Origin of the sequence: Candidatus Midichloria mitochondrii IricVA (assembly GCF_000219355.1) — a bacterium.
GTDB classification, from domain to species: domain Bacteria; phylum Pseudomonadota; class Alphaproteobacteria; order Rickettsiales; family Midichloriaceae; genus Midichloria; species Midichloria mitochondrii.
The window spans coordinates 105,004-127,660 of sequence record NC_015722.1 but is presented as its reverse complement, the minus strand read 5'-3'; the positions used below and the strand labels follow the sequence as shown (position 1 = coordinate 127,660).

General features: G+C 37.0%; 23 protein-coding genes and 1 tRNA gene. 7 read left to right on the top strand and 17 right to left on the bottom strand.

Annotation, left to right across the window (positions count from 1 at the left end; genetic code table 11):
• Window positions 1-119 precede the first annotated feature (119 nt).
• A complete protein-coding gene (locus tag MIDI_RS00795) occupies window positions 120-530 on the bottom strand; it encodes a hypothetical protein (RefSeq protein WP_041185325.1) in 411 nt (136 codons plus the stop codon).
• A 2,438-nt stretch (window positions 531-2,968) separates the two neighbouring features.
• Here MIDI_RS00795 and holA point away from each other — a divergent pair.
• Window positions 2,969-3,937 carry a DNA polymerase III subunit delta gene (holA, locus tag MIDI_RS00770; protein ID WP_237697392.1) on the top strand — a complete coding sequence of 323 codons (969 nt, stop codon included), beginning with the start codon at window positions 2,969-2,971 and terminating at the stop codon, window positions 3,935-3,937.
• Window positions 3,938-4,082: 145 nt separating this feature from the next.
• Here holA and MIDI_RS07710 read toward each other — a convergent pair whose 3' ends face one another.
• Both MIDI_RS07710 and MIDI_RS00760 read right to left on the bottom strand, forming a co-directional pair.
• On the bottom strand, window positions 4,083-4,613 hold the full coding sequence (locus MIDI_RS07710; protein WP_052567651.1) for a transposase: 531 nt from the start codon (window positions 4,611-4,613) through the stop codon (window positions 4,083-4,085).
• A gap of 419 nt (window positions 4,614-5,032) precedes the next feature.
• Window positions 5,033-5,401: a DUF2335 domain-containing protein gene (locus tag MIDI_RS00760; RefSeq protein ID WP_041185321.1), complete on the bottom strand. Its 369-nt coding sequence runs from the start codon at window positions 5,399-5,401 to the stop codon at window positions 5,033-5,035.
• 299 nt (window positions 5,402-5,700) lie between these two features.
• Between MIDI_RS00760 and MIDI_RS00750 the strand changes: the two genes are divergently transcribed.
• Window positions 5,701-5,777: transfer RNA gene (locus tag MIDI_RS00750), tRNA-Arg, on the top strand.
• 99 nt (window positions 5,778-5,876) lie between these two features.
• Here MIDI_RS00750 and ftsY read toward each other — a convergent pair.
• The 4 genes from ftsY to MIDI_RS09610 all read right to left on the bottom strand — a co-directional run bounded on the left by ftsY (window position 5,877) and on the right by MIDI_RS09610 (window position 11,139).
• Window positions 5,877-6,788 carry a signal recognition particle-docking protein FtsY gene (gene ftsY / locus MIDI_RS00745; protein ID WP_041185320.1) on the bottom strand — a complete coding sequence of 304 codons (912 nt, stop codon included), beginning with the start codon at window positions 6,786-6,788 and terminating at the stop codon, window positions 5,877-5,879.
• Between the two features lie 329 nt (window positions 6,789-7,117).
• Entirely contained in the window at window positions 7,118-7,264 is a 147-nt protein-coding gene (locus MIDI_RS08350; RefSeq protein ID WP_160162171.1) for a hypothetical protein, read from the bottom strand.
• 53 nt (window positions 7,265-7,317) lie between these two features.
• Window positions 7,318-10,572, bottom strand: a complete 3,255-nt coding sequence (locus MIDI_RS00735) for an FAD-dependent oxidoreductase (RefSeq protein ID WP_013950686.1) — start codon at window positions 10,570-10,572, stop codon at window positions 7,318-7,320.
• 441 nt (window positions 10,573-11,013) lie between these two features.
• Window positions 11,014-11,139, bottom strand: a complete 126-nt coding sequence (locus MIDI_RS09610) for a hypothetical protein (protein ID WP_013950685.1) — start codon at window positions 11,137-11,139, stop codon at window positions 11,014-11,016.
• Window positions 11,140-11,305: 166 nt separating this feature from the next.
• On the opposite strand from MIDI_RS09610, the gene obgE reads away from it, so the two are divergent.
• The 5 genes from obgE to MIDI_RS00715 all read left to right on the top strand — a co-directional run bounded on the left by obgE (window position 11,306) and on the right by MIDI_RS00715 (window position 13,184).
• Entirely contained in the window at window positions 11,306-12,301 is a 996-nt protein-coding gene (gene obgE / locus MIDI_RS00725) for a GTPase ObgE (protein ID WP_041185318.1), read from the top strand.
• Window positions 12,302-12,343: 42 nt separating this feature from the next.
• Complete coding sequence (locus MIDI_RS08345) at window positions 12,344-12,508, top strand: hypothetical protein (RefSeq protein WP_160162170.1); 165 nt, start codon at window positions 12,344-12,346, stop codon at window positions 12,506-12,508.
• Between the two features lie 11 nt (window positions 12,509-12,519).
• Window positions 12,520-12,648: a hypothetical protein gene (locus MIDI_RS09605; RefSeq protein ID WP_272940971.1), complete on the top strand. Its 129-nt coding sequence runs from the start codon at window positions 12,520-12,522 to the stop codon at window positions 12,646-12,648.
• 74 nt (window positions 12,649-12,722) lie between these two features.
• Window positions 12,723-12,881 (top strand): hypothetical protein, encoded by a 159-nt coding sequence (locus tag MIDI_RS00720; RefSeq protein ID WP_237697391.1) that lies wholly within the window; start codon window positions 12,723-12,725, stop codon window positions 12,879-12,881.
• Between the two features lie 132 nt (window positions 12,882-13,013).
• Window positions 13,014-13,184, top strand: coding sequence for an integrin alpha (locus MIDI_RS00715; protein ID WP_160162169.1), 171 nt, complete (start codon window positions 13,014-13,016; stop codon window positions 13,182-13,184).
• A gap of 765 nt (window positions 13,185-13,949) precedes the next feature.
• Here MIDI_RS00715 and infC read toward each other — a convergent pair.
• The 10 genes from infC to recR all read right to left on the bottom strand — a co-directional run bounded on the left by infC (window position 13,950) and on the right by recR (window position 22,603).
• Entirely contained in the window at window positions 13,950-14,444 is a 495-nt protein-coding gene (infC, locus tag MIDI_RS00710) for a translation initiation factor IF-3 (protein WP_041185317.1), read from the bottom strand.
• Between the two features lie 21 nt (window positions 14,445-14,465).
• Window positions 14,466-16,391: a threonine--tRNA ligase gene (gene thrS, locus MIDI_RS00705; RefSeq protein ID WP_013950680.1), complete on the bottom strand. Its 1,926-nt coding sequence runs from the start codon at window positions 16,389-16,391 to the stop codon at window positions 14,466-14,468.
• 72 nt (window positions 16,392-16,463) lie between these two features.
• Window positions 16,464-17,774, bottom strand: coding sequence for an amino acid carrier protein (locus tag MIDI_RS00700; RefSeq protein ID WP_013950679.1), 1,311 nt, complete (start codon window positions 17,772-17,774; stop codon window positions 16,464-16,466).
• A gap of 549 nt (window positions 17,775-18,323) precedes the next feature.
• The gene (locus MIDI_RS08340; RefSeq protein ID WP_160162168.1) at window positions 18,324-18,467 is read right to left on the bottom strand and encodes a hypothetical protein; all 144 of its coding nucleotides are present in this window, start codon (window positions 18,465-18,467) and stop codon (window positions 18,324-18,326) included.
• On the bottom strand, window positions 18,448-18,579 hold the full coding sequence (locus MIDI_RS09600; protein ID WP_272940970.1) for a hypothetical protein: 132 nt from the start codon (window positions 18,577-18,579) through the stop codon (window positions 18,448-18,450). The genes MIDI_RS08340 and MIDI_RS09600 overlap by 20 nt, the downstream gene beginning before the upstream one ends.
• A 367-nt stretch (window positions 18,580-18,946) precedes the next feature.
• Window positions 18,947-19,708 (bottom strand): flagellar basal body L-ring protein FlgH, encoded by a 762-nt coding sequence (gene flgH, locus MIDI_RS00695; RefSeq protein WP_041185604.1) that lies wholly within the window; start codon window positions 19,706-19,708, stop codon window positions 18,947-18,949.
• 2 nt (window positions 19,709-19,710) lie between these two features.
• A complete protein-coding gene (gene flgA, locus MIDI_RS06155) occupies window positions 19,711-20,367 on the bottom strand; it encodes a flagellar basal body P-ring formation chaperone FlgA (RefSeq protein ID WP_160162167.1) in 657 nt (218 codons plus the stop codon).
• 17 nt (window positions 20,368-20,384) lie between these two features.
• Window positions 20,385-21,167: a flagellar hook-basal body protein gene (locus MIDI_RS00685; protein ID WP_013950674.1), complete on the bottom strand. Its 783-nt coding sequence runs from the start codon at window positions 21,165-21,167 to the stop codon at window positions 20,385-20,387.
• A gap of 14 nt (window positions 21,168-21,181) precedes the next feature.
• The gene (locus tag MIDI_RS00680) at window positions 21,182-21,910 is read right to left on the bottom strand and encodes a flagellar hook-basal body protein (protein ID WP_013950673.1); all 729 of its coding nucleotides are present in this window, start codon (window positions 21,908-21,910) and stop codon (window positions 21,182-21,184) included.
• A 105-nt stretch (window positions 21,911-22,015) separates the two neighbouring features.
• On the bottom strand, window positions 22,016-22,603 hold the full coding sequence (recR, locus tag MIDI_RS00675; RefSeq protein WP_013950672.1) for a recombination mediator RecR: 588 nt from the start codon (window positions 22,601-22,603) through the stop codon (window positions 22,016-22,018).
• Window positions 22,604-22,657: the final 54 nt, after the last annotated feature.

The window sequence follows — 22,657 nt, the reverse complement described above, 5'->3', positions numbered from 1 at the left end:
AACGCAAAACGCAGCAGAGCGAATTCCACATACACGTCTCAGTAATCATGACCTAGCCATAAGACTTTATTAACAATGCCCAAATAGCCTATATAAATATAGGCTTTTCAAAATTATAACTATACGTGGTCATGGTGAATATGATCAGTAGCTTCACTAGCACTAAGCTCTGAAGCAGATTCCATATGTATAGCATGGCTTTCAGAACCAATATGCGGCCCTTGAGACTGAGTCTCACCTTGAGATAGCATGTCATGCGCTAAAATTTTATTCGCAATTTCTTGGTTAGCAGCAGAATGCTCCATAGACTTGATATCTTGGATTAAAATTTCGGCAAATTTATCTTTCACCAGTCCTTTTCTTTCAAGGTATCGCATAAAATTTTCCTCTCCCTCAAAGATAACTTCTTCTGCAAATTTCATGATAGCGTTATGATCTCTGCATAATTCTTCTGTAAGCAAAAATTTCTCGCCGCCATACACAATACAAACCGCACCCTCTACCACATCGATAGCAACATCTTTATCCATAATAAACTCCATTTAAAAATTAACGTCCTTAAGGACAAATGTTATAATAACAAAAAAATTACTGACTGAAAATTAATTTTTATTGAAGAGACAAAGTTAATTCACTGATAAATAATTAGGTATTGAATTCAAACCCTCAAATTAGCACTAGAGCACCTCTCGCGGTGATAAGAGCTCACTCCGTGTATGATCCCCTCTTCCCCCCCCAATAGTATGGTCTTGTCATAAGTTGGAAGAGGCTCCTTATAGAGGGCACTACTTGTAAAACCAGATAAAATGGGAATAGATAACACTTAAAATTCAACCATTTATTATCCAAACAAACTTTTTTCGCTTTTCTTATTGAGGTCACGAAAAATAAAAAGAAATTAAAAGCTGAAAACACGTTAATAAACAAGTTATCAATATAAAAAATCAAAATAGGTGAAAAAAGCACCCCAACAGCTGAAATAGAGCCAAAAATAAAAAATACATGAAAAGCGGTTAATCCCATGAGCCCAAACTTTTTGTATAAAAGAAGTAGATTTTTGATATGTATAAAATACGTCTGTACAAAGTCTTTATGCCACCTGGATCTTTATTTAATCCAACTTTTTATGGTAATAGGATTTTAACTTTATAACCATTTTTTTTAAGTCTGACTCCCATATCAGCGTCCTCTGTTAAGTTAAACTGATCCCATTTTTAGCTGCTTTAAAACACTAGCCCTGAAGTGTTTACTGGTGCCTACTAAAGGCGTATTCAATTGCGAATAAACTAGTTAAAAGATTTTCGTGAGCATTATAATAACTTAATCTTGTTTGCACGCATGCTAAGTTAGACTCGCTATTTCTAAAAACTTTAACCACATCAATTAATTGATTCTTGCAAGGCTTATCATCAGCATCATAAATCACCACATATTCACCCTTCACAAATTGAGGAGCATAATCACATGCCTTGAGCTTGGCTCTAGGAAAAAAAGATGGGACCTTAACTTTTCGGCAGTTAAGATAGTTCCCTTACCGTCAGCTTCCAAAACTATTAAGATCTGCAGTTTATCTTCGGGATAATTTAATTCAAATAAATTGTAAAGCAAATTTGGTAACACCTCAGGGCATTGCCTGGTAATTATAGACAGCAATAAGAGGGTGTTTGATATCTTCGTAGTGAAATGGGTGGGGGTAGAAATGACAATCAAGTGTAAAAGGTGATAAGCGGCAGAAATACACGATGAATGATAGACTTAAAAACTTAACCTTGAGGACTGTGGGATTAGGACGACAGAGAGACTGACTGGAATATATCTTCATGGATCGAAGGAGACGGGGGGCGCTATGTACAGATGGTTACAGCGTTTATGAATACTATAAAATCTCCACGCACCATAACAAAACAAAAGCTGAGACCTCATTGGTAGAATCAAAGAATTCTTTAATAAGGCATTATCTAGCTAGTTTTAATCGAAGAACAAAGCGCTATAGCAAATCCCTGAGGATGCTTTGCGCTACTCTTACCCTCTTCTTCCATAGGGCATTTGCTGAATTTGAAACTTCTATCTATAAATATTAGGCCATGCCATTACAACCTGATTAATGATGATCTTCATATAGCCTCAGTTTATAACCTATGGTCAATTGTAAACTATTTATCAGGCGCAATTAAAAATCCCCATGCAAAGCCTTAAGATTACTGGGCTAATAGCAGTTCTAGCACTGAACTTGCAGAGCGTATTAGGCAAGCCATCTCTCTTGATGTCAATAAAACTTTAAATTTATTAGAAGGAAAAGAGCAGCACCTCCAACCCAATTTAGGCTCTTCTCTTTTTTGAACAACAAAACAATGAACAAAAATTGGCCTATTTACTTTTTTATGGAGATATCTAAAAGCTAGGCATATATGCATGCCATTTCTTTTCATCATAACCTTTATACCAACTGTTCCTTCTTTAATAAGACTATGCTTTAAGAATTATTTCAAGTCAGACGAATCGATTATTACTACAGCATTAGTGGGTATTATACCAACTCTCACTATAGAGGCATTTAGACATTTCAATTGAGAATATTGTAATAATTATAACCGTTTCAAAGAAATAAAACCCATAAATGAAAAAACAAAATTAGGAGATATAACAGCTGCTGACATATTAAAATACACCTTAGAACATTCAAATTCTTATGTAAATCTAGGTGACAACTGCTTGGAGCGTAGAACATTATAAAATATCTTCTATATCGCGACTCCCTTCTTGGATTACACTCATCCAACACAAGAGCCAGAATTGTTTACAATTTCTCTTTGAAAAGTGGAAATAGATATGAATCTTGACAGAATTGAATTATAAGTGAACTGAAAAAATAACTTACAGTTACTTCATGAAATCTCCTGCGTTCACTGTTGATTCTGAAAAGGTAGAAGGATTTTTAACAAATCATAAGGGAAATATTGTTTGCAGTTTGGTATATGGATCTGATGAAGGCGCTATCAGAATAGTAAAAGAAAAACTTATTTCTAGATTTTTGCCAAGTAAAGAAGATAAAATCCATGGATTACAAAGTATTACATATAACCAGCTGATTTCTAGCCTGGCAACTCTAAACGACTTTTTTTGTTCAAGCTCATTATTTGCAGAAAAAAAATTATTGCTAATAGAGGATTGCAGCGAAAATCTTAACGCAGATATCGCAAAAATTTTACAAAAAAATACAGCAGCGATTAATTCAGCAGTGCTTTTTATCGCAGGAGAAGCAAGAAAAAATTCGCGAATAGTTAAATCTCTAGAAGCAATCTACGGAGCACTAATTGTACCTTGCTACAAGCCTGATTACCAAGCTATTGTTAATATAATAAGAAATTGGCTTGTGGCAAAGAAAATACCGTATGAGGATAACCTACCAACTGAGCTAGCGTCCATTATGCCTTCTAATAGGTTATTGATTGAGCGCGAATTAGAAAAATTAGCGCTTTATTGTAGTTACCAGAAGTTAACAGTAAGTGCTATTGCAGAGTTGTTTGCTAATTATTCCGCTGAATCATCTTTAGAAGATTTAGCCAATGCGTTTTTCACTAGTGATATCAAAAAATTTTTAAAAGAAATTACTATTATTACTGATCAGGGGTACAACAACATTTTTATTATTAGAGCCTTACAAAATTATGCAACGAGATTAAAACAGGTAAAGGAGCTTTTAAATGCAGGTAAATCTCTAAATGGAGCTTTATTAATGTTAACACCCCCGCTTTTTTTCAAAAATCGAAATAGATTTTTAGATATCCTAAAATCAATTAGCTTAAAACAGATTAACAATTATCTTTATAACTTACTACTACTAGAATCTTCAATTAAAAAAGATGGCATGAGTGATAAAGATATTTATACGATACATAGCTTATGCCAAATCTTGCGCCAGCGTACTTCAAGCTAGGCAGGGTTGGCAAATCTCTTTCAATTGTCCGATGGCTGTTTCAATCAATCCACGCCCTGCAAGAAGCAGTTGTTTAAAAGCCGCAAACGGGTTTTGTTTTTCATGTTTTTCTTAAGCCGTGTGATGAGCTCAATACCTTGATTGCTCAGTGTTTGCTTATATACCACCGATCTCCGAATAGAAGGCCTGTCAAATATTGAGTCAGTTTCTCGACAACGGCTCGATCATCTGTATTACCCGAAGTCAGTGTGAATGACATAATCTCTCCTTGATCATTTGAGGCCAAAGAACCATCCGGGTCGACGTTTCCCACGCTAAGCGGTGCCTTTAAAGACCTTATTACGGCTAATACATAAGTTATGACAAACCTTCCAGCTTTTTGTTGAGTCAACGTACCTGTTTGTTTCCCTTTGCAGCAATTCAGCAGAATGACCAACGGGATGACCGCGTCTCGCATATCCAGCTCAACAAAGCGATTGTAGCTGATAAGCTTCGGCAATTCCTCTCTGAGAGAGATTTGAACACAGTTTAGGTAAAAATCTTTGAATCCGGTAATGCCCTCAAATGAAACAAAACGAGGATCGTTATAACTTCGGAAAGCATCATCCCAGACTCTCGTTCCCTTTGTCTCTGCGAGTTTCTTAAGGATCTTTGGTACGTGAGTTGTCGCTTGCAAAAATCATCAATCAAACAAAATATTTCTACTAGGGAAACCACTTTTCTTATTTATCATGAAATTGAGAAAAACTTTTAATGGTTAAAGGCAAAAAATAATCTTAATGGCACCTATGCCTTTTACCATTGAGCAAGGCGACAATATGAAAATCACCGCAGGGCTGCAGCAAGACTTTTTAGATGCGTTCTGAAATTTATCAAAACGCAGCTAACTCCAGAGGCGAACCTCATATACCAAGCAACTTTGAGGTTTTATAGCTTTACTTGGGATATACTCCGTTACCTCGAAAAACTAGAGTCGTTATGCTGAAGTACGTTTTTCTCTTTCCCTAAATCTTTGTCCCTTTCCGAACTTTTTCTTTACAGGGGTTTTCATAGACATCGTAGCCATATTAATTTCTTCGCTTCTGTTCTTAGAATTTAACTTTTTATTTTTTCTATAAAGAACAAAAATGTATAACAAGAAAGGCAAAAAATCATACCAACAAAAAGGCTTAATTTTGCCGCAAGGAAACTAATTAAAAGTACTAAAACTGCAATTAAGCTTGATACCCCTTTAACCGCAACCAAGCTACATTTTTCAAACATTATTTCACACTTAAGAGCTTTCTCTTCAAGAGAATGACGATGTTTTTGTTCTTTTTCAACTAAGTCCACTAATTTATCTACTATACCCGGCGCTATTTCTTCATAACTTTCTAACATTGCTGGAGATGGAAGAATTGAAGAAATTTTACTCTGTTTCATAAAACCATCACGAGTATTTTTATTTACCTCATTTTTTGACACAGGATTGCCTCCATTGTACTAAAACATTATTAAGATCATCTCCTACGGCGTGCCAGTCTCTATTCAAAGAAGATTTAATATCTGATAAAATAAAAGGATGTTCCTTGCTTTGCACCCGATGTCTTTTTCTTAAAAAAAACAAAAAAAGCTTTTTCAAAACATCAAACATAAAAAACCAAACAAGGTAAGTTATCAAATACCTTTATAATATTTTATTAAATAAAAGTAAATTTTTTTACTTATTAAATTGACTCTCTGCTCATAATAAATAGAATACCCGCTTATATACTGTACCGCTAGTTCCCGTAGCTCAGCAGGACAGAGCGTTGGATTCCTAATCTAAAGGTCGCAGGTTCGAATCCTGTCGGGAACGCCAGAAATTCAATTAGGTACTGGAGCGCGACTAAATCTAAGTGTCGCTCAAAGATTGTAAGCATCGAACTCTCTGCACTTTCATAAATTTAACTCATAATGCTTAGCTGTAGTGCACAATAGCATCTGCAAACAACTTAGGATCTAAAGAATTGAGGTCTTCTATGTCTTCTCCTATGCCAATTGCATATATCGGAATTTTATATTTTTGGGTCAAGGTCAGCACTATGCCTCCTTTTGCACTGCTATCTAACTTAGTGATTATAAGGCCAGTAATCTGCACTACTTTCATAAAGGCCTCAAGTTGCTGTAAAGCATTCTGTCCCGTGCTACCATCTAATACCATAATTATCTCTTGAGGTGCGATTGAATTAATTTTTTGTATCACTCTAACGGTCTTTTCAAGTTCAGACATTAAATTTTGATTGTTGTGTAATCTACCAGCAGTATCCACTATTAGTACATCAATATTTTGTTCTTGGACTAGAAGTTGCGCGTTATAAGCAATACTCGAGGGGTCTTGTTTATCTTGACCAGTTACTATGGCACAATCCACTCTTTCACTCCAAGCAACCAATTGCTCAACGGCCGAAGCTCTAAAAGTATCACAGGCCGCTAACATAACACTCTTACCTACATCCTTAAAACGCTTGGCTAACTTACCAGCAGTAGTAGTTTTACCATTACCGTTTACTCCACATAATACAATTGTAGTAGGCTTAGCAATAATTTTTAAATCAACGGCATAAGGCTTAAGCATCTCCGTTATTTCATGATTCAAAAAGCCCTTGACTCCGCGTTCTAAGTCATCTTCATTTTTGATCTTTAGGTTAGAGATTTTCTTAGTTAATTCATCCGCAATAGCAAAACCTACGTCAGCTGATACTAGTAAATCTTGGATTTCTTCTAAAGTCTCTTGATCAAGCTTTTTACGGTCTAAAATTACTTTGAGTCCAGAGCTCAGAGTATTAGCAGTTTTAAATAGACCTTTCTTTAAACGAGCAAACCAATTCACTGATAACTTTTATAAAAATTTTTCTTCAAAATATATCCATGATCACGAGAAATCAAATTATATTTGAAACAAAAAGGAGGTAGGTTGCCTTGCCCCCGTCACCCTACCCTTCAAAGTCAATAATTTCACCCGCTTCTCTATTAACAGCAATCCATATAAAGGCGTACTCCCACTTCCATTCTTTGGTCTTTTTTTATATATGTGCACAGCTCCTCAATCTCTAGGACCTCGATATCCTTAAGTGACTATATTTGGCTGTTATGGATTCCAGTCAGTCTCTCTATCGCCCTAATCCCGCAGTCCTCAAGGTTAGGTTTTAGGTCTATCATTCATAGTGTATTTCTGCCGCTTATCACCTTCTCGGTAATTCTTTTTGCAATTCTTGCACCTATTATTTTACCTCTTGCTGGTCCATACACCACACCATTCTTCACCTGCTCAGCTGTGGAGCCGCAATATTTACACTTGATTGTCATTTCTACTCCCGTTTTACTATGAAGATACCACATCCTCTTATTGCCGCCTATAATTAACCAGGCATTGCCTTTTCAATCTGCTCAATAATATTCCCGGTTACTTTCTCCATGACATGATTTTGAGATAATCTTGTGCTTAAACACTTAAAATCAACTCTATCAAGCTCTTGGTCTTGCTCAGCGCAGCCATACACATAGTATTCTTCACCAGTCTTTGGGTCTACATTTATTTGCAAACACTGCGCACATATCTCTTTCATCATGCACTGCATAGGAGAATTGATGGAGCCAATTGCAATATGCCCAGCTTTAAACAAATGTCTTAAGTTATTATGCCTTGCATAAGCAACTGCAGCCATCATTTTATCGGAGCCTATAACTATCATCCTATCAATACTAGTTAACTTAATCTCAGCTTCTTGTAACTCTCCATACCTCCTAATTGCCTCAACTATATTACAATTAAAAGATAAATCTTGTTCCCTATTTTTTGGCAAAGCCCTGGTATCACAGCACCAAACCACAATATCAGCGGCATTTTCTATCTCGCTTTCTTTATAGCGATCATTTAATGTTCTATAGCCAGCAAAATACAACACCTTACATCCATTATTTCTCATAGCCTGCCCTATTGAAAACAATACTGCATTTCCGAGTCCTCCACCTACTAGCATTACTGTTTCGTTTTTAGGTATAGTTGTAGGGATACCAGTAGGCCCCATTAATGAAACTAACTCCCCTTCTTGCAAATACTGGCAAAAATTTGAAGATCCAAGCATCTCTAGAGCTATTAAAGATACGCTCCCCTCTTCTTTATTGACTTGTGCCCCAGTTAAAGCTAAAGGTTCCATAGTCGTAGTATAACCATATTTGCCCTTTAAAGCGTTTACCGCGTAATTTTGTAATCGATAGAACTGACCTGGTTCAAAATTCATGGCTGCACTCTTAGCCTTAATAATCACTTCAACAATATTCTCGGTTAACCTATTAACTTTAAGTATTCGAGCTAATAATAAATCATCTAAATCCTTAAAAAACTCTCGTTGATTGATGCGGTTTAGAGGTGCTTGGTTTTTCATTTTATCAATAATTGGTAAATAGCTATCTTTAGCGCTAGCCATAGCTTTTACTACATTTCCAGCATATTTCGGATGCAAATCGCCAAGTATACTTACATCGTCTAATTTCTCATCAGCAAAATAATTTTCTTTTATCGAAAAATGCTTAGGGTCTTCTTTAGCAAGAACAGTGTTAGGCTTAGTGCCAATTGCAACTAAAATTGTTCTAGCTGGTGTTAATCCTTTAGAGTGCACAATTCCAGTACAATGATTATCATGATCAACCTCAATTGAAAGAGGCAGAGCATTGTCGATTATCATAACCCCCTCTTCCAATGCTTTTTCGAGTTCTTCATGATTTAGCTTATAGCTAGGTGATTCGGTTAAACTTTTCCGATATATAATTGTTACTCCTCCCAGGCTTTGCAGTATTTTTGCCTTCTGGTCAGGTTTAGCTCTTAATTCTCTTGCATGCGCTAAAAATTTCTCAATAGTATCCCTTTCTTTTTCATCCAATCTAGCAAAAATTTCGTCGCCGAATAGTTCATATCTAACTAACAATTTCTCCACTTGTTCGGCATAATAATTTAGGCTTTCCGTGGCTGCATCAACTGCGGTAAGGCCTCCCCCTACCACTACTATTGGTAACTCAATTTGTAAATTAGCTAAATTTTGTTGGCGATTAGGTCCAGAAAGCTGTAATGCCATCAAAAAATCTGAGGCTGTCCTCACACCCCCTGCTAATGCATTGGGTATACTCAATAAATTTGGACTGCCTGCCCCTAGCGCCAAGGCCACATGATCAAACCCTAGCTCTTTTGCCTGTACATAAGTTATATTGCTACCAAATCTAATACCGCCGTACATTCTAAAATTACTTCTACGTTCTAATAACAATCTAATAACTTTTAAATAGTTCTTATTCCAACGCACAGTAATACCGTACTCTGTAACTCCACCGAACCCTGCCCCTACTCTATCGTTTAAGTTTTCGTATATATCACTAATATTTTTGATGGGAAAAAATTCATTCCTCGTTCCATTAGCAGATATGCCTGATAATTCTTGATTTAAAGGTTCAATTTTTAATCCATCAATTGCAACAACACTAACTCCTTGATTTAATAAATAATGAGCTAAAGTAAAGCCAGCCGGACCAAGACCCACCACCAAAACCTTATGATCATTATATGGCAAAGGAAGCCACTGCTTAAAATTCAACGGATTCCATTTAGTAAGCAAACTGTATATCTCAAAGCCATATGGCAGTTCTAGCACAGTTTGTAAAGTTTCTGTTTCAACTAACGGAATATCAACTGGTTTTTGTTTTTGGTATATACAAGACTTCATACAGTCATTGCATATTCTATGCCCTGTTGCAGCTAGCATTGGGTTATCAATAATGGCAACCGCTAATGGAGCCAAGATTAAACCATTCGCTCTTAATAGATTCATCTCCGATATTTTCTCCTTCAAGGGACAGCCGTGCAAAACAATCCCTAAACCATTTTTTGCAATTACCTCATCCTTTTTCAGACCTTTTGAACATGAATCCTTTTGCTGTTTATGGCAATGGATACAATACTTTGCCTCTCCAACCGCCTTACTTTTGCTTAAGCCGCTATCATTTAAATTAAATTTGTCTCTATTCCTCAATTCTTCATCCGCCTTCTTAATGATGCCTTCCCTAACATCAAATTCGATCAAATGCTCAAAATCAACTTTTTCTGGTAAGGAAAAAAGAAGAGAATCCTTATTATTATGTAAAGACCACGCAGCATAAATTATTGCGATCTCTATTAATTCCTCATTATTTTCCTGTTGCCATTGCGTAATGGACTTCGCCATTGAAATCGCTGAATGAAAATCAAACCCACCTTGAGCAAGCTTCTCTTTTGCATCCGAAATACTATTCTCGAGCTCCTCAATAGTAAAGCTAACTTGCTTAGCTACCCTTCTTTGAACAAAATTTCTCTTACATTCAAATAAGATATCCAGGTCTTGCTGTACTTCCTTTAGCTTATTAATTTCAAGATTGACATCGAACAAATTACTTATGAACTTCTCAACGAAAGGTGCCAACCTGATGAGTAAATCAGAGTCGGCGAAATTTGTACTACGGCCTTTGATAAAGTCATCATACAAGCCTTCATCAAATTCTTTAAGCTCCCGGCAAAAAATTTGGTCAATTTTTATTAAGCCCCCTCTTTGATACAAATCATTAAAGGTAACATATTTAAGGTTAAGCATACATAGGAAAAAAAGACAAATAACAGTAGTAACTGTCTTCTACTATAGCAGGGCTTTTATTTCAATGAAAACCTACATGCTGGTTTCATCAATTTCCCACCACTCATGTGTTTCATTCTGAAAAGGAACCGGCTGTTCGTCGTCATGCTTACTAAAATCAGTAGCTTCAGATCAACTTCCAACAGTGCGTGCGTTGCACTTGTATAAGGATTTCCTGGTTCTTCATACATATACTCACTAAAATTTTGTATAGAATATAACGCTGAATTCCATGGCTGACCGTTTTCCACTGTTACGTTGATAACATTGACTTGACCATAACCTTCTTGAGGCAACACTAACGGCGGCTGGTCACATACATCTTGGCGAGATAGTGCTACATTTATCCGTGCCCTACTGGCCACTTCAGCTACTTCGGTTGCCGCTATTGACCTCAACGTATCATGTGTGTAATGGTGCTGTCATAACTACAGCTTCAACTACGCTTGAATCCGCAGTAGGGTGCTCATTAGCATTTACAATGCTTTCTTGCATTAACTGATTGATATATTTAGATGTATCTGTCATTCCTGCTGTTCCTTGGTCTACATAGGGTTCAACCTTTTGGCCGCTCTGGTAAGTTTAGCTGCTATGGTTCTTTAGGCTTTCCATATAGAAAACTAATTATAGGGTGCCAGGATTAAAGATTTGCATTATACTAACCACAAAAAGTTTATTGGGAGTTTTTAAATAAGTGCGTTTTATCGATGAGGCAAAGATATATTTAAAATCTGGGGATGGCGGTGCTGGTGTTTCAAGCTTTAGAAGGGAAAAGTTTATTGAATATGGAGGACCAGATGGTGGCAACGGAGGAAAGGGGGGCAGTATAATTTTTAAGGCTGTACCAAATCTTAATACATTGATAGATTTTCGTTATAAGCAGCATTTTAAAGCCCAAAATGGCAGAAGGGGAAGTGGGGCTAACAAAACAGGGGCACACGGTGAGGATATTGTAATAGAGGTCCCGCTTTGGACTCAGATTTATGACGAAGATGGTGATACCTTGCTTTATGATATGAATGAGCCCGGTAAAGAGGTAATTGTTGCAGAAGGGGGAGATGGTGGCTTGGGTAATGCAAGCTTTAAAACTTCGACTAATAGAGCGCCAAGAAGGAGTACTGAAGGTTGGCCTGGTACAGAAATGTGGGTTTGGTTGAAACTTAAATTGTTATCGGATGTGGGGTTGCTTGGATTTCCAAACGCAGGAAAGTCAACTTTTTTATCGGTAATTAGTGCTGCAAAACCTAAAATTGCTGATTATCCTTTTACCACCCTAAAACCTCAGTTAGGAGTTGCTTATATCGATCACGAAGAAATTGTTATAGCTGATATTCCAGGCCTTATAGAAGGAGCGATCGAAGGTGCAGGTCTTGGACATAAATTTTTAAAACATCTAGAAAGGTGTAAAGTTCTACTGCATTTGATTGATATTACTGAGGAAGATATCAAGTCAAAATACCAAATTATTAGATCCGAATTGAAGCAATATAGCCCTGAGCTCGCAGTTAAACCCGAATTGATCGTCTTCAGCAAAAATGATTTAATGGGAGAAGAGCAGCAAGAGAAAATTAATACTTTTTTTAAGAAGACTGGGCTCAAGCCTATGGTATTCTCTGCAGTAACTGGGGTAGGAATAAAAGAAGTTTTAAGGGCTTTAAATAGCATGCTAAAAGAAGATATAGTTGGCTGAGCTTGACATGGAGTTTGCGCCCAAGAATTAGGGGGATTATTTTTGGCTTTTTTAGATAAAACAATATATTATGACGGTTCGTTGGGTCTGTTTTTCTCTATATTATACCTCTCTTCAAAAAACAGCCCAAAAGAAATTTTAGAGCTAAACTCGGCGCTTGCTGGTGTTCAGCTTCGTACCTTGAAGTTCACTATCAACCTTAATTAAGGAGCTTATTTATGGCAAATGGTGTATTCGAATTATCATCGCTCTTAACCTCAACCGCTTTTGGGGTAGCGATTAATGGGATTAATGTTAATAATGGAGCTGGACACTCGGTGTCGGCGGCCGGTGGTGTGGAACGGTGATGGGAGTGGATGATGCAGTAATTGGCAAGCGACCTAGGCCGCTCCAAGTGGCAGGACTTTGGCAGTGCAAGCATATGTATGTAGTATTTGGTAAATCATCTTTTACTTTTTCTTTAGAGTTATCAAGTCTTAACGGCAGTAATGGATTTATTATTAACGGTATCGCAAACGGTAATAATGCTGGAAGGTCAGTTGCTTTTGCAGGAGATGCAAATAAGATGGGGCTTTGCTGATTTTAATTATTGGTTGCAGTGGAGGCCGATCCAGGGGGCAGAAATCGTGCTGGACGATCATATATTATGTATATGGCGCTTCTTCTTTTACTCCATATCTAAAGCTTGCATCATTAAATGGTAAATGGTTTTATGATTAACGGTATAGCAGCTAGTAACGAAGCTGGAATATTTGTATCAAAAGCAGGAGATATAAATAAAGATGGGTTCACGGATATAATAATTGGAGCTCATAGAGCTGACCCGAATGGTAAGAGTGCAGCAGGACAAGCATATATAGTTTTATGCGGGACTTTTAGCTGAGAATTTTTCTCCAAGCACTACGACCACACCTACCACCACCACCGCTCAACCTGCTACAACTACGACAACTACAGGTTACTACTTACTTTGGCTACAACTTTCAATAGCTACAACTACTTCACAAGCTGAAGAAACTCCAGATGGGAGCAAGAGCAGTGGTTCAGCTCTTCCAATTATTATTGGAACTGTGGAAATTGGAGTTTTAGGAGTAACTGCAGCGGCTGTGATTGGCTATAGGCTCTATACTAGCAATTCTCGTAAACATAAAAACTGAGGTGCCTATGAAGCAAACATGGTCTAATCCCTTGTTTTTTAAATGGTAATTTCCCAGATAATCAATTTCCAAGTGCTGATACCGCAATGGTAAGTCAGACCGCAATCAGATCAACTTTATGGGGTAGAGATTAAGGGAGAGGGGGTTGAGCTAGAGGTCTCTAAAAGCCTCCAGGGCCTGTAGCCGCCCCTTGGAACCCAAGGCTTTGTGGCGACACTCAGGATGCAGGTTCAGTACAAATATGGAGGAACTTCCTGAACCGAAGCAACCCAGATGCGCCTTGGAATTCGCATCTATATGAAGTTAATGAGACCATCGGCAACGGGCACTTCACTCGATTCTGCTCTTTATGGAGAACAGAGACATGGGGGTATGAATTTGAAGACCTAGATAACACTACGGAAGGTTCATCTGGAGCGTAGCTCTATTGAATGATTGGGGTTTGCTTCATAATCCTTCTTTGTCGGCAAAGGCGGGTTTTACGAGCGGCATCACTTCAATGCTGAAAAAGTCATAAGTATTTGTTTTCCTTCAAGCTTCGGCAGAGAATCAGGCTTTGCAAATTCACTAGTATCTTCAACAAGCTTATTTGCTAATGCAAATCCTATTTCATTATGAGTAATTTCTCTACCTTTAAAGACTATGAGAACTCTTACTTTGTTGCCATTATCAATAAACTTCTTTAAACTGCGCAGTTTGACAGCATAATCGCCTTCAGCAATAGTTGGGCGTAATTTTAACTCTTTTGTTTCTACAGTTTTTTGTTTTAGGCGGGCAGCATGTTGCTTTTTCTGCTGCTCATATTTATATTTGCCAAAATCCATTATTTTACATATAGGAGGAGCTGCATTTGGTGAAATTTCAACTAGATCAAACCCTCTTTGTTGCGCTAGCGAAAAAGCCTCTTTGGCCTGCAGGATACCAACCATATTGCCATTTTCATCTATCAATCTTATTTCGCCGTTAATCTGGTGATTGACGCGTATAGAAATTTTAGTGTTTATAAACTACCTCTTAAATATATTAGCTGGACTGCGAGATTCCGCTACTACTTGTGTTATAAATTCGTTTAAATTCATATTTTGTTGGTCTGATGACCCAATACGTCTTATTGAAGCCGTACGATCTTTTGCCTCATTTCTTCCAACTATCAATATTATAGGGACTTTTACTGATGAGTACTGTTTTATTTTATAATTTAATGTTTCACCCTTAGTATCAACAATATGTTCTATGCCATTATCAGCTAAAATTGTGGCTATTTCATTAGCATAATCAGCAACATCCGATGTTATAGTAATAACTGCTACTTTGATTGGGGCAAGCCAAAGCGGGAGTTTTCCTGCATAGTGTTCAATTAGAATGCCTATAAAGCGCTCTAAAGAGCCGAATAAAGCACGGTGTAACATCACAGGGTGGTATCTGTTACCATCTTGACCTGTATAGTATGCTCCAAGCCTTCCAGGCAAGTTCAGGTCAACCTGAAGGGTACCAAGCTGCCAATCACGGCCTATGGCATCTCTTAAGACAAATTCAAGCTTAGGTCCATAAAATGCTCCTTCACCGAGGTTTAAAGCAAATTCGGTTCCAAGTGCTTGTAATGAGCTGAGTAGAGCTGCTTCTGACTTATCCCAAATCTCGTCAGAGCCAAGGCGCTTTTCTGGCCTTGTGGAGAACTTCACCTTTATAGCGTCGAAACCAAAATCCCTATATATCTCAAAAACTAACTGACATACTTTGAGACTCTCTTCCTGTAGTTGATCTTCAGTACAAAAAATATGCGCATCATCCTGAGTAAATGCACGTACTCGCATCAAGCCGTGTAAAGAGCCAGATGGCTCATACCGATGTACTTTACCAAATTCTGACAAACGCAGCGGTAAACCTCTATAACTAACAATACCCCGTTTGAAAACCTGGATTCCGCCCGGACAGTTCATCGGCCGCACCGCATATACTTTTTCGTCTGCAGCATGAGCAGTAAACATGTTATCCCCAAATTTTTCCCAATGCCCCGATTCTTCCCACAAACATTTATCCATGATCTCAGGAGTAGAAATCTCTAAATAGCCAGCTTTATCTTGCTTAAGTCTCATGTAATTGACCAAAGTCTGAAACAACTTCCAGCCTTTTGGATGCCAGAATACAGCGCCCGGAGCTTCTTCTTGGAAGTGGAACAAATCCATTTCTTTACCAAGTTTACGGTGCTCTCTCTTTTCAGCTTCTTCAAGCATATGAAGATAATTACCTAAATCAGCTGTAGTCGCCCATGCCGTACCATATATTCTTTGTAAAGCAGCATTTTTACTATCGCCGCGCCAGTAAGAACCTGAAATTTTCATTAATTTAAAGGCTTTGATAAAACCGGTCGAAGGAGCATGTGGACCTCTACATAAATCTGCGAAATCACCTTGCCAATAAATGCTCACTTCTTCATTATCAGGTATGGCTTCGATTAATTCAATTTTATAGAATTCTCCAATAGATTTAAAATATTCAATGGCCTCTTTTTTTGAAACTACTTTCCTAATGATTTTTTGGTTAGCATTAATAATTTCAAGCATCTTTTTTTCAATGACTTGAAGGTCTTCTGCATGAAATGGGGTACTTTTCGCAAAATCATAATAAAAGCCGTTTTCTATTACGGGCCCTATTGTAACTTGCGCCTCAGGAAAAAGTTCTTTTACAGCTTGTGCTAATACATGCGCAGCATCATGTCTAATTACTTCTAAACCTTCACTAGAGCCCGGCGTTACTATTTCTATTTTTGCATCTTCTTCAATAATAGTATCTAGATCTTTCAAAGCCCCGTTAACTTTAATAGCGATGGCTTTTTTGGCTAAACTCTTGCTTATGCTTTCAGCTACATCTAAACCACTTAGAGGCGCTTCGAAAGATCGCGTACTTCCATCTAGTAAGTGAATATTAATCATTACTTGATATGTTGATAAATAAATTTGTTAAAATATTAGTTAGAGGAATCTATATCAAAGTTGCAATAAAATCTAGTCATTTTCAGGAAACTTTATCTGATTTCTTAATTTAAATAGCCCTAGGAGGTTAAGAATAAGTAGGGATCCACCAGAAACACTCATGATCAGCATAACCATTGATTGATCATGAAATGAGAAAAATATAAATGCCAGTATTGCATATAAAATATAAATTATACGGCCATACCTTCTATTAATAAATTTAGCACACTTTTGGCCTACTACTAAGTAGCCTATAATGGTTGTGAATCCGGCTATAAAAAATACAATAGCCATGAATATTTCCGCATACGGTATAACTGTAGAAAGTCCTAAAATAATATATTCAGAAAGTTTAATATTTGGAATATTCCAGACTTCAGTCAAAAGTACAATCAAGACGCTAATAGTGCATAACATAGTATCAGCGAAAAGCGCAAAAATTGCCATACGTGCTTGTTTTTCTGGGTACTCGGTTTGAGATTCGCTAAGCACTGTTGCATCATACCCAATACCTATGTCTCCTGAGTAAACAGCGCGGGAAACCCCATAATGGGCGGCTAATAATGCAGTACTGCCTACAAAGCCTCCTATCGATGCATGACTTGTGAATGCAGAAGTTACTATACTAAGAAACAGGCTGGGTAACTTCTCCAGATTTAATATAAATATATATATAGCAATCAATATATAAATAGCTAAAAAAGGGGGTAATAGTACTGAACAAATATTAGCTAATCTTTTTACTCCGCCTAATGCGCTTAAAAGTACCAGCCCCAGAAGAGTAGAAATAACTACAATTCTATTCATATTAAAAGTAGTAGCAAAAGTGTCGGTAATAATTAAAAATTGACTGACTTCTGCTCCATATACGCAAAATAATAAGCAAAATATTATCGGAATAACCTTATTGCCAAAAGCCTTCTCTAAATAATACATGGGGCCACCATCATAGCCGTTTTTAGTATTAGCTTTTCTATGTTTTATTCCAAGATATATCTCAGAGTATTTTACTATCATGCCTATAAAAGAGGCGATCCAGAGCCATATCAAACTTCCAGGGCCACCTATTGTGACTGTTGACATGACAGCTACTAAGTTGCCTATACCAACCATTCCACCTAACGACGCAAAATATAACTTTATAGGATGTACTCCTGCTTTGTTTTTATCAGCGTCTGCAATTAATGATTTAAAGTGGGTCTTGATATTTAATATCACCTTAACTTGATATAAGCGCGATTTTATTGTGAAATATAAGCCAGCAAATAGTATAATTGCTAATGCTAGATAATCCCACAGCAGATTGTCTAATAACTCTAAAAAACTAAAGAAGTAGTGCATAGTCAATTTGAAAGTTGCAGTAAAAAGAATGTGGTTTATTAGCTGATTGAAAATTTTTTTATCACAAGAGCAGTATGAATAAGCATGATTAAGTTAAAGAAACCCAATTTTAAAATGAGAAACATAATCCCTTTTATGCATGTAATTCAAGAGCCAGTTGTGTAACAGACGAGCAAACGAGTGTCAACTTAAAAATATCTTAACTTTTGGCATTGCCTAATATTTTATAGATAGAAGTTTCAAATCCAGCAAATGCCTATGGAAGAAGAGGGTAAGAGTAGCGCAAAGCATCCTCAGGGGTTTGCTATAGCGCTTCGTTCTTCGATTAAAACTAGCTAGATAATGCCTCTTAAAGAATTCTTTGATTCTACCACAATGATGTCCCAGCCTTTGTTTTGTGATGGTGCGTGGAGTAGTATTCATAAACGCTGTAATCATCTGTACATGCTCAATTTTATAACGTTCCTCAAAGCCTAAATGACAGGTTCAGGTGGGTTGCCTTACTCCCGTCACCTACCTTCAAAATCAATAATTTCACCTGATCCTCTATCAACAGCAATCAATATAAAGGTGTACTCCCACTTCCATTCTTTGGTCTTTTTTTATATATGTGCACAGCTCCTCAATCTCTAGGACCTCGATATCCTTAAGTGACTTTGTGCTGTTGCAGCTCTTATCTAACTTTTCTTGCACATAGCGTCCCCCGTCCTTCGATCCATGAAGATATTTGGCCGTTATGGATTCCAGTCAGTCTCTCTATCATCCTAATCCCGCAGTCCTCAAGATTAGGTTTTAAGTCTATCATTCATAGTGTATTCTGCCGCTTATCACCTTCTCGGTAATTCTTTTTGCAATTCTTGCACCTATTTACCTCTTGATGTCCCTATACCACGCCATTCTTCACCTGCTCGCTGGAGCCGCAATATTTACACTTGATTGTCATTTCCTACTTCACCCATTCTACTATGAAGATATCATACCATCTTGTTGCCGTCTATAATTACCAGGCATTGCCGTTGTAGTCCTATAACTACTCCTGATATTTCACAAACTGAGCATTATAGGTAGTTTTTTCTGAGTCCATATCTAATGAACTAATTAATTAGTTGCAATATTAAGCAGTGTATATAATCACCTGTCATTCAAGTCAACAGATTATTCCGATTTGAAGTTTAGAACGGCGACAGAATATCAATTAATTGAGATCCATACCTGCCCTGTTGGTAATCAGTTAGCTGCCCTCTGCCACCATAGGATATTCTTGCTTCAGCAATTTGATCAATAGTGACTGAATTATCACTGTTTACATCTTCTGGTCTTACTATTCCCTCGACCGTTACTTCTCTCAACTCGTTGTTCACCCTAATTTCTTGGCTACCTTTAATTAACAAATTATTGCTTGGCAATATCCTCATAACAGTCGCAGCAACAATCGTATTAATAGTTTCTTGACGATCTATTTTGCCGCTACCATTATCGGTATTGCCCCCTTTAATAGAGATAAGCTTAGCTGGATCTATATCAGTATTTTTCTCTAAAACTGTTTCTAATCCAAAAAGTTTTGGCATGCCAACATTATTAGAGCTATCACGTTTCTTTTCTGTTTTATTATCTAGCTTAGCCTGATCTTGAATCACCACTTTTACTTTTAATATGTCTCCAACGCTTCTAGCTCTTTGATCCCTAAAAAAGGTTCTGGACCCTGGCCTCCATAATGAATTTTTAATTTGCGCTTTGGCGGCAGTGTTAGATATATCCCTACTATCGGTTAAATGTGCTTTGGCCATGGCCTGCAACTGATTAATCTGAATCTGATTAGTCATGTCAACTTGGTTGAGTTCCGGCTTACGGCCCAAATTCTTAAATCTTTCATTAAAATAGCTACAGCTAGTCAACGTAACACAAGCTGTCATGCATAATATATATTTTATCATTATCATCTACCATGTACCTCAACAACACCAGGAGCAACGACTTTACCATGCAGCATTTTATTGCTTGCAACATTTTTAACCCTTATAATTTTACCAGCAACTCCGACTTCGGTACTAATACCAGTTGTTTCTATCAATAAATTATTATTTGTATACCTTACTACAACAGCTTCCCCTTTTTTTATCAGAGGAGTCACTTCAATATCATTTTCTCTAATCATTTTGCCAGGCATAATTCTCCTTTTGGCAACTTTGCCAACAAGATCTTCTTTCTTTAAAATACAATTATTTTTTACCTGGTTAGCTGGAAATATTGCCATGTTTATAGCATCTTCCGTAATAACAGTTCCATTTTTTGTGGGCTGTTGTAATACAGGCACCCGCACAGCTTCGTAATATGTACCACTAAGCACGCTTTCTCCGTCCTCAGTATTTACAATAGCGCTGAAGTTATTGTTGCCATTTACTAACACCGACACCTCTTCAACCTGATCTGTACTATCTATTTTTTTAATCTTATTATCAAATCTAACTAGTACAGCCTCAAGGCCTCTTTGCTTTTCTATCTCATGAGAAATCACGCTACTAACTCGGTCTGGTTCAACAGCGCCAGAGAAATGCATCATTAGCAGCAAAATTAAAAAAGATATAAAGCTCAAACGACCTATGTGGTAAATCATACTCTTGCATCCATTAATCTATCTTCAATTTTTGCTCCAACTTCAAAAGCTTTGAGGCTATAGTTATTCCAATGGCTACTTTCTGTGAGACTTAAAATTGATAAAATCGGATCAACGTTAGATTTTTCAATATAATATTGTTTAACTGTGCCCATGTTATTTTCATCTGGATGCGCAAACATTGGCGCCCCAGAGCCTTCACTTTCCTCAAATAAGTGCTGACCAAGTCTTTTTAATCCGTTAGGATTGATAAAGTTTGCCATCTCAACCCTACCTATTTCTTGAACTGCGTTATCGATCATAACACTAACGGTACCGTTCTCTTTAATAGTAAAATCAGTAGCACCCATATCCGGAATAACAATCGCTTGCTGGCCAACTTGGTAGCCAGTACCAACCATTACTATTTTTCCCTCTGAATCCTTCATAAATTCACCATTTCTCGTATATGCAATACTGCCGTCTGGCTTAGTAATCACAAAAAATCCAACCCCAGATATCGCAACATTAAAACCGTTACTTTCAGTTTGAATAATCTCTCCAGGTGAAAAATCTGAGCTAATGCCGCTTATAGCAACCCCATTACCCATCTGCACCAACCCTATTTCTTTGTCATCTTCTCCGAGCCTGCGTTCAGTTCTATATGCAAGATCATAAAAAGATGATTTAAATCTTTTATAACCATTAGTATTAAGGTTAGCCAAGTTATTCGCATCGTCCTTAATTGCCTGAGAGCTGGCTTGCAAACCAGTTGCTGCTGTTCTTAGTGCTGTTGCCATAATTTTCCTCCTAATTAATCATTGGATTTACTAAAAATTTTATAAGTAGATCTAATATTTTCTCTGTTAGTATTTATAACCAAGTTATTACTTTCTACTTGCTTATTAGTTTCAGTTAATTCTAGCAGTCCAAGTATTGTATCTACATTTGAGCCTTCAATCATGCCCTGTATTAACGAGGTCCTTGTTATATCTACAGGCGCAGGTTCTCCATTAATGATAAAGTCACCGTATCTACCTTTTAGGACTACTTCGTCCTGAGCAAATTCGAAAATTCCTATAGTACCAGCCTCTGCACCATTTACAAAAATTCTACCATCTTTTAAAACATCAAAACTCTCATACTCTTGACCGACATTAATTTCTCCTCCATCAACGTCGCTAACACTTCTTCCGTTCATATCCTTTAATATCCCTTCAGAATTTAAAGTAAATTTACCATTCCGTGTAAACTTACGATTACCATTTGCTTCAATGACTGCAAAAAATCCAGTACCAATTATTGCAAAATCAAACTTATTATTAGTCTGCTGTAAGTTGCCCTGTACATAATTAGTAACAGTTTTAGCATCAACAGGCATACTATTGTCCTTATTAAAATCATAGTGTAGCCATTTTTGAAATAGGACATCATCTCCCTTAAAACCAGAAGTTGAGGCGTTAGCAGCATTGTTACTAATAACTTTTAATTTATTGTTTGATGCAACTTTGCCAGCTAAGGCTGTATATTCCGCATTATTCATCTAAATAAAAAAATTACTTGTTTATTCATTAAGTTATATGACTTAACTAAAAACGCAAACTAATTTTAATATTTTTCTCTTTAAAGCTGCAATACGAATCGTAATTTAAAACAATTGCCTTAATTTCAATGCAATAGTCAAGGTTCCATCATCCATATGATCCAACTCCGCTCCCATAGGTATTCCATGCGCTAATCTAGTTGCCTTAATACCAGCTTTTTCGACCAAGCTCGCAATATAATGTCCAGTGCTCTCTCCTTCCAAAGTTGCATTTGTCGCTATAATAACTTCACCGATATTACTGACTAACCTTCTTTTTAATTTATCTATAGTTAGCGATTCTGGGGTTGTACCATTTATTGCAGATAATGTACCGCCCAAAACATGGTATAAACCATTATAGAGCCTGCTGCGTTCCAGAGCCCACAAGTCAGCTACTCCTTCAACAACACATATCAAGCTCTTATCTCTAGTACTAGAACTACAAATTGCGCATGGAGAAACAGAATCTAAATTATTACATATTTCACAGAACTTCATCTCTTTAGCAGTACTAATTATGGACTCTGATAATTTATGCATTAATTCTTTATGCTGCAGTAAATGGAGCGCAATACGGCGAGCCGATCTACGCCCTAATCCAGGGAGTTTAGCTATTATTGATATTAAATTTCGTAAAGAATTTTGCTGCATTACAATATTACTTTTTGTTTATTATTTATACGTTATTGATGTAAATAGCTAGTG

Bases quoted from the DNA above. Each gene is read 5' to 3' on its own strand.
- MIDI_RS00795 (WP_041185325.1), bottom strand. From the start codon at position 530: ATGGATAAAGATGTTGCTATCGATGTGGTAGAGGGTGCGGTTTGTATT.
- MIDI_RS08350 (WP_160162171.1), bottom strand. From the start codon at position 7,264: ATGACAATCAAGTGTAAATATTGCGGCTCCACAGCTGAGCAGGTGAAG.
- MIDI_RS00735 (WP_013950686.1), bottom strand. From the start codon at position 10,572: ATGCTTAACCTTAAATATGTTACCTTTAATGATTTGTATCAAAGAGGG.
- MIDI_RS09610 (WP_013950685.1), bottom strand. From the start codon at position 11,139: ATGACAGATACATCTAAATATATCAATCAGTTAATGCAAGAAAGCATT.
- MIDI_RS09605 (WP_272940971.1), top strand. From the start codon at position 12,520: ATGGCAAATGGTGTATTCGAATTATCATCGCTCTTAACCTCAACCGCT.
- MIDI_RS00720 (WP_237697391.1), top strand. From the start codon at position 12,723: ATGTATGTAGTATTTGGTAAATCATCTTTTACTTTTTCTTTAGAGTTA.
- MIDI_RS00715 (WP_160162169.1), top strand. From the start codon at position 13,014: ATGATTAACGGTATAGCAGCTAGTAACGAAGCTGGAATATTTGTATCA.
- thrS (WP_013950680.1), bottom strand. From the start codon at position 16,391: ATGATTAATATTCACTTACTAGATGGAAGTACGCGATCTTTCGAAGCG.
- MIDI_RS00700 (WP_013950679.1), bottom strand. From the start codon at position 17,774: ATGCACTACTTCTTTAGTTTTTTAGAGTTATTAGACAATCTGCTGTGG.
- MIDI_RS09600 (WP_272940970.1), bottom strand. From the start codon at position 18,579: ATGATAGACTTAAAACCTAATCTTGAGGACTGCGGGATTAGGATGATA.
- flgH (WP_041185604.1), bottom strand. From the start codon at position 19,708: ATGATAAAATATATATTATGCATGACAGCTTGTGTTACGTTGACTAGC.
- MIDI_RS00685 (WP_013950674.1), bottom strand. From the start codon at position 21,167: ATGGCAACAGCACTAAGAACAGCAGCAACTGGTTTGCAAGCCAGCTCT.
- MIDI_RS00680 (WP_013950673.1), bottom strand. From the start codon at position 21,910: ATGAATAATGCGGAATATACAGCCTTAGCTGGCAAAGTTGCATCAAAC.
- recR (WP_013950672.1), bottom strand. From the start codon at position 22,603: ATGCAGCAAAATTCTTTACGAAATTTAATATCAATAATAGCTAAACTC.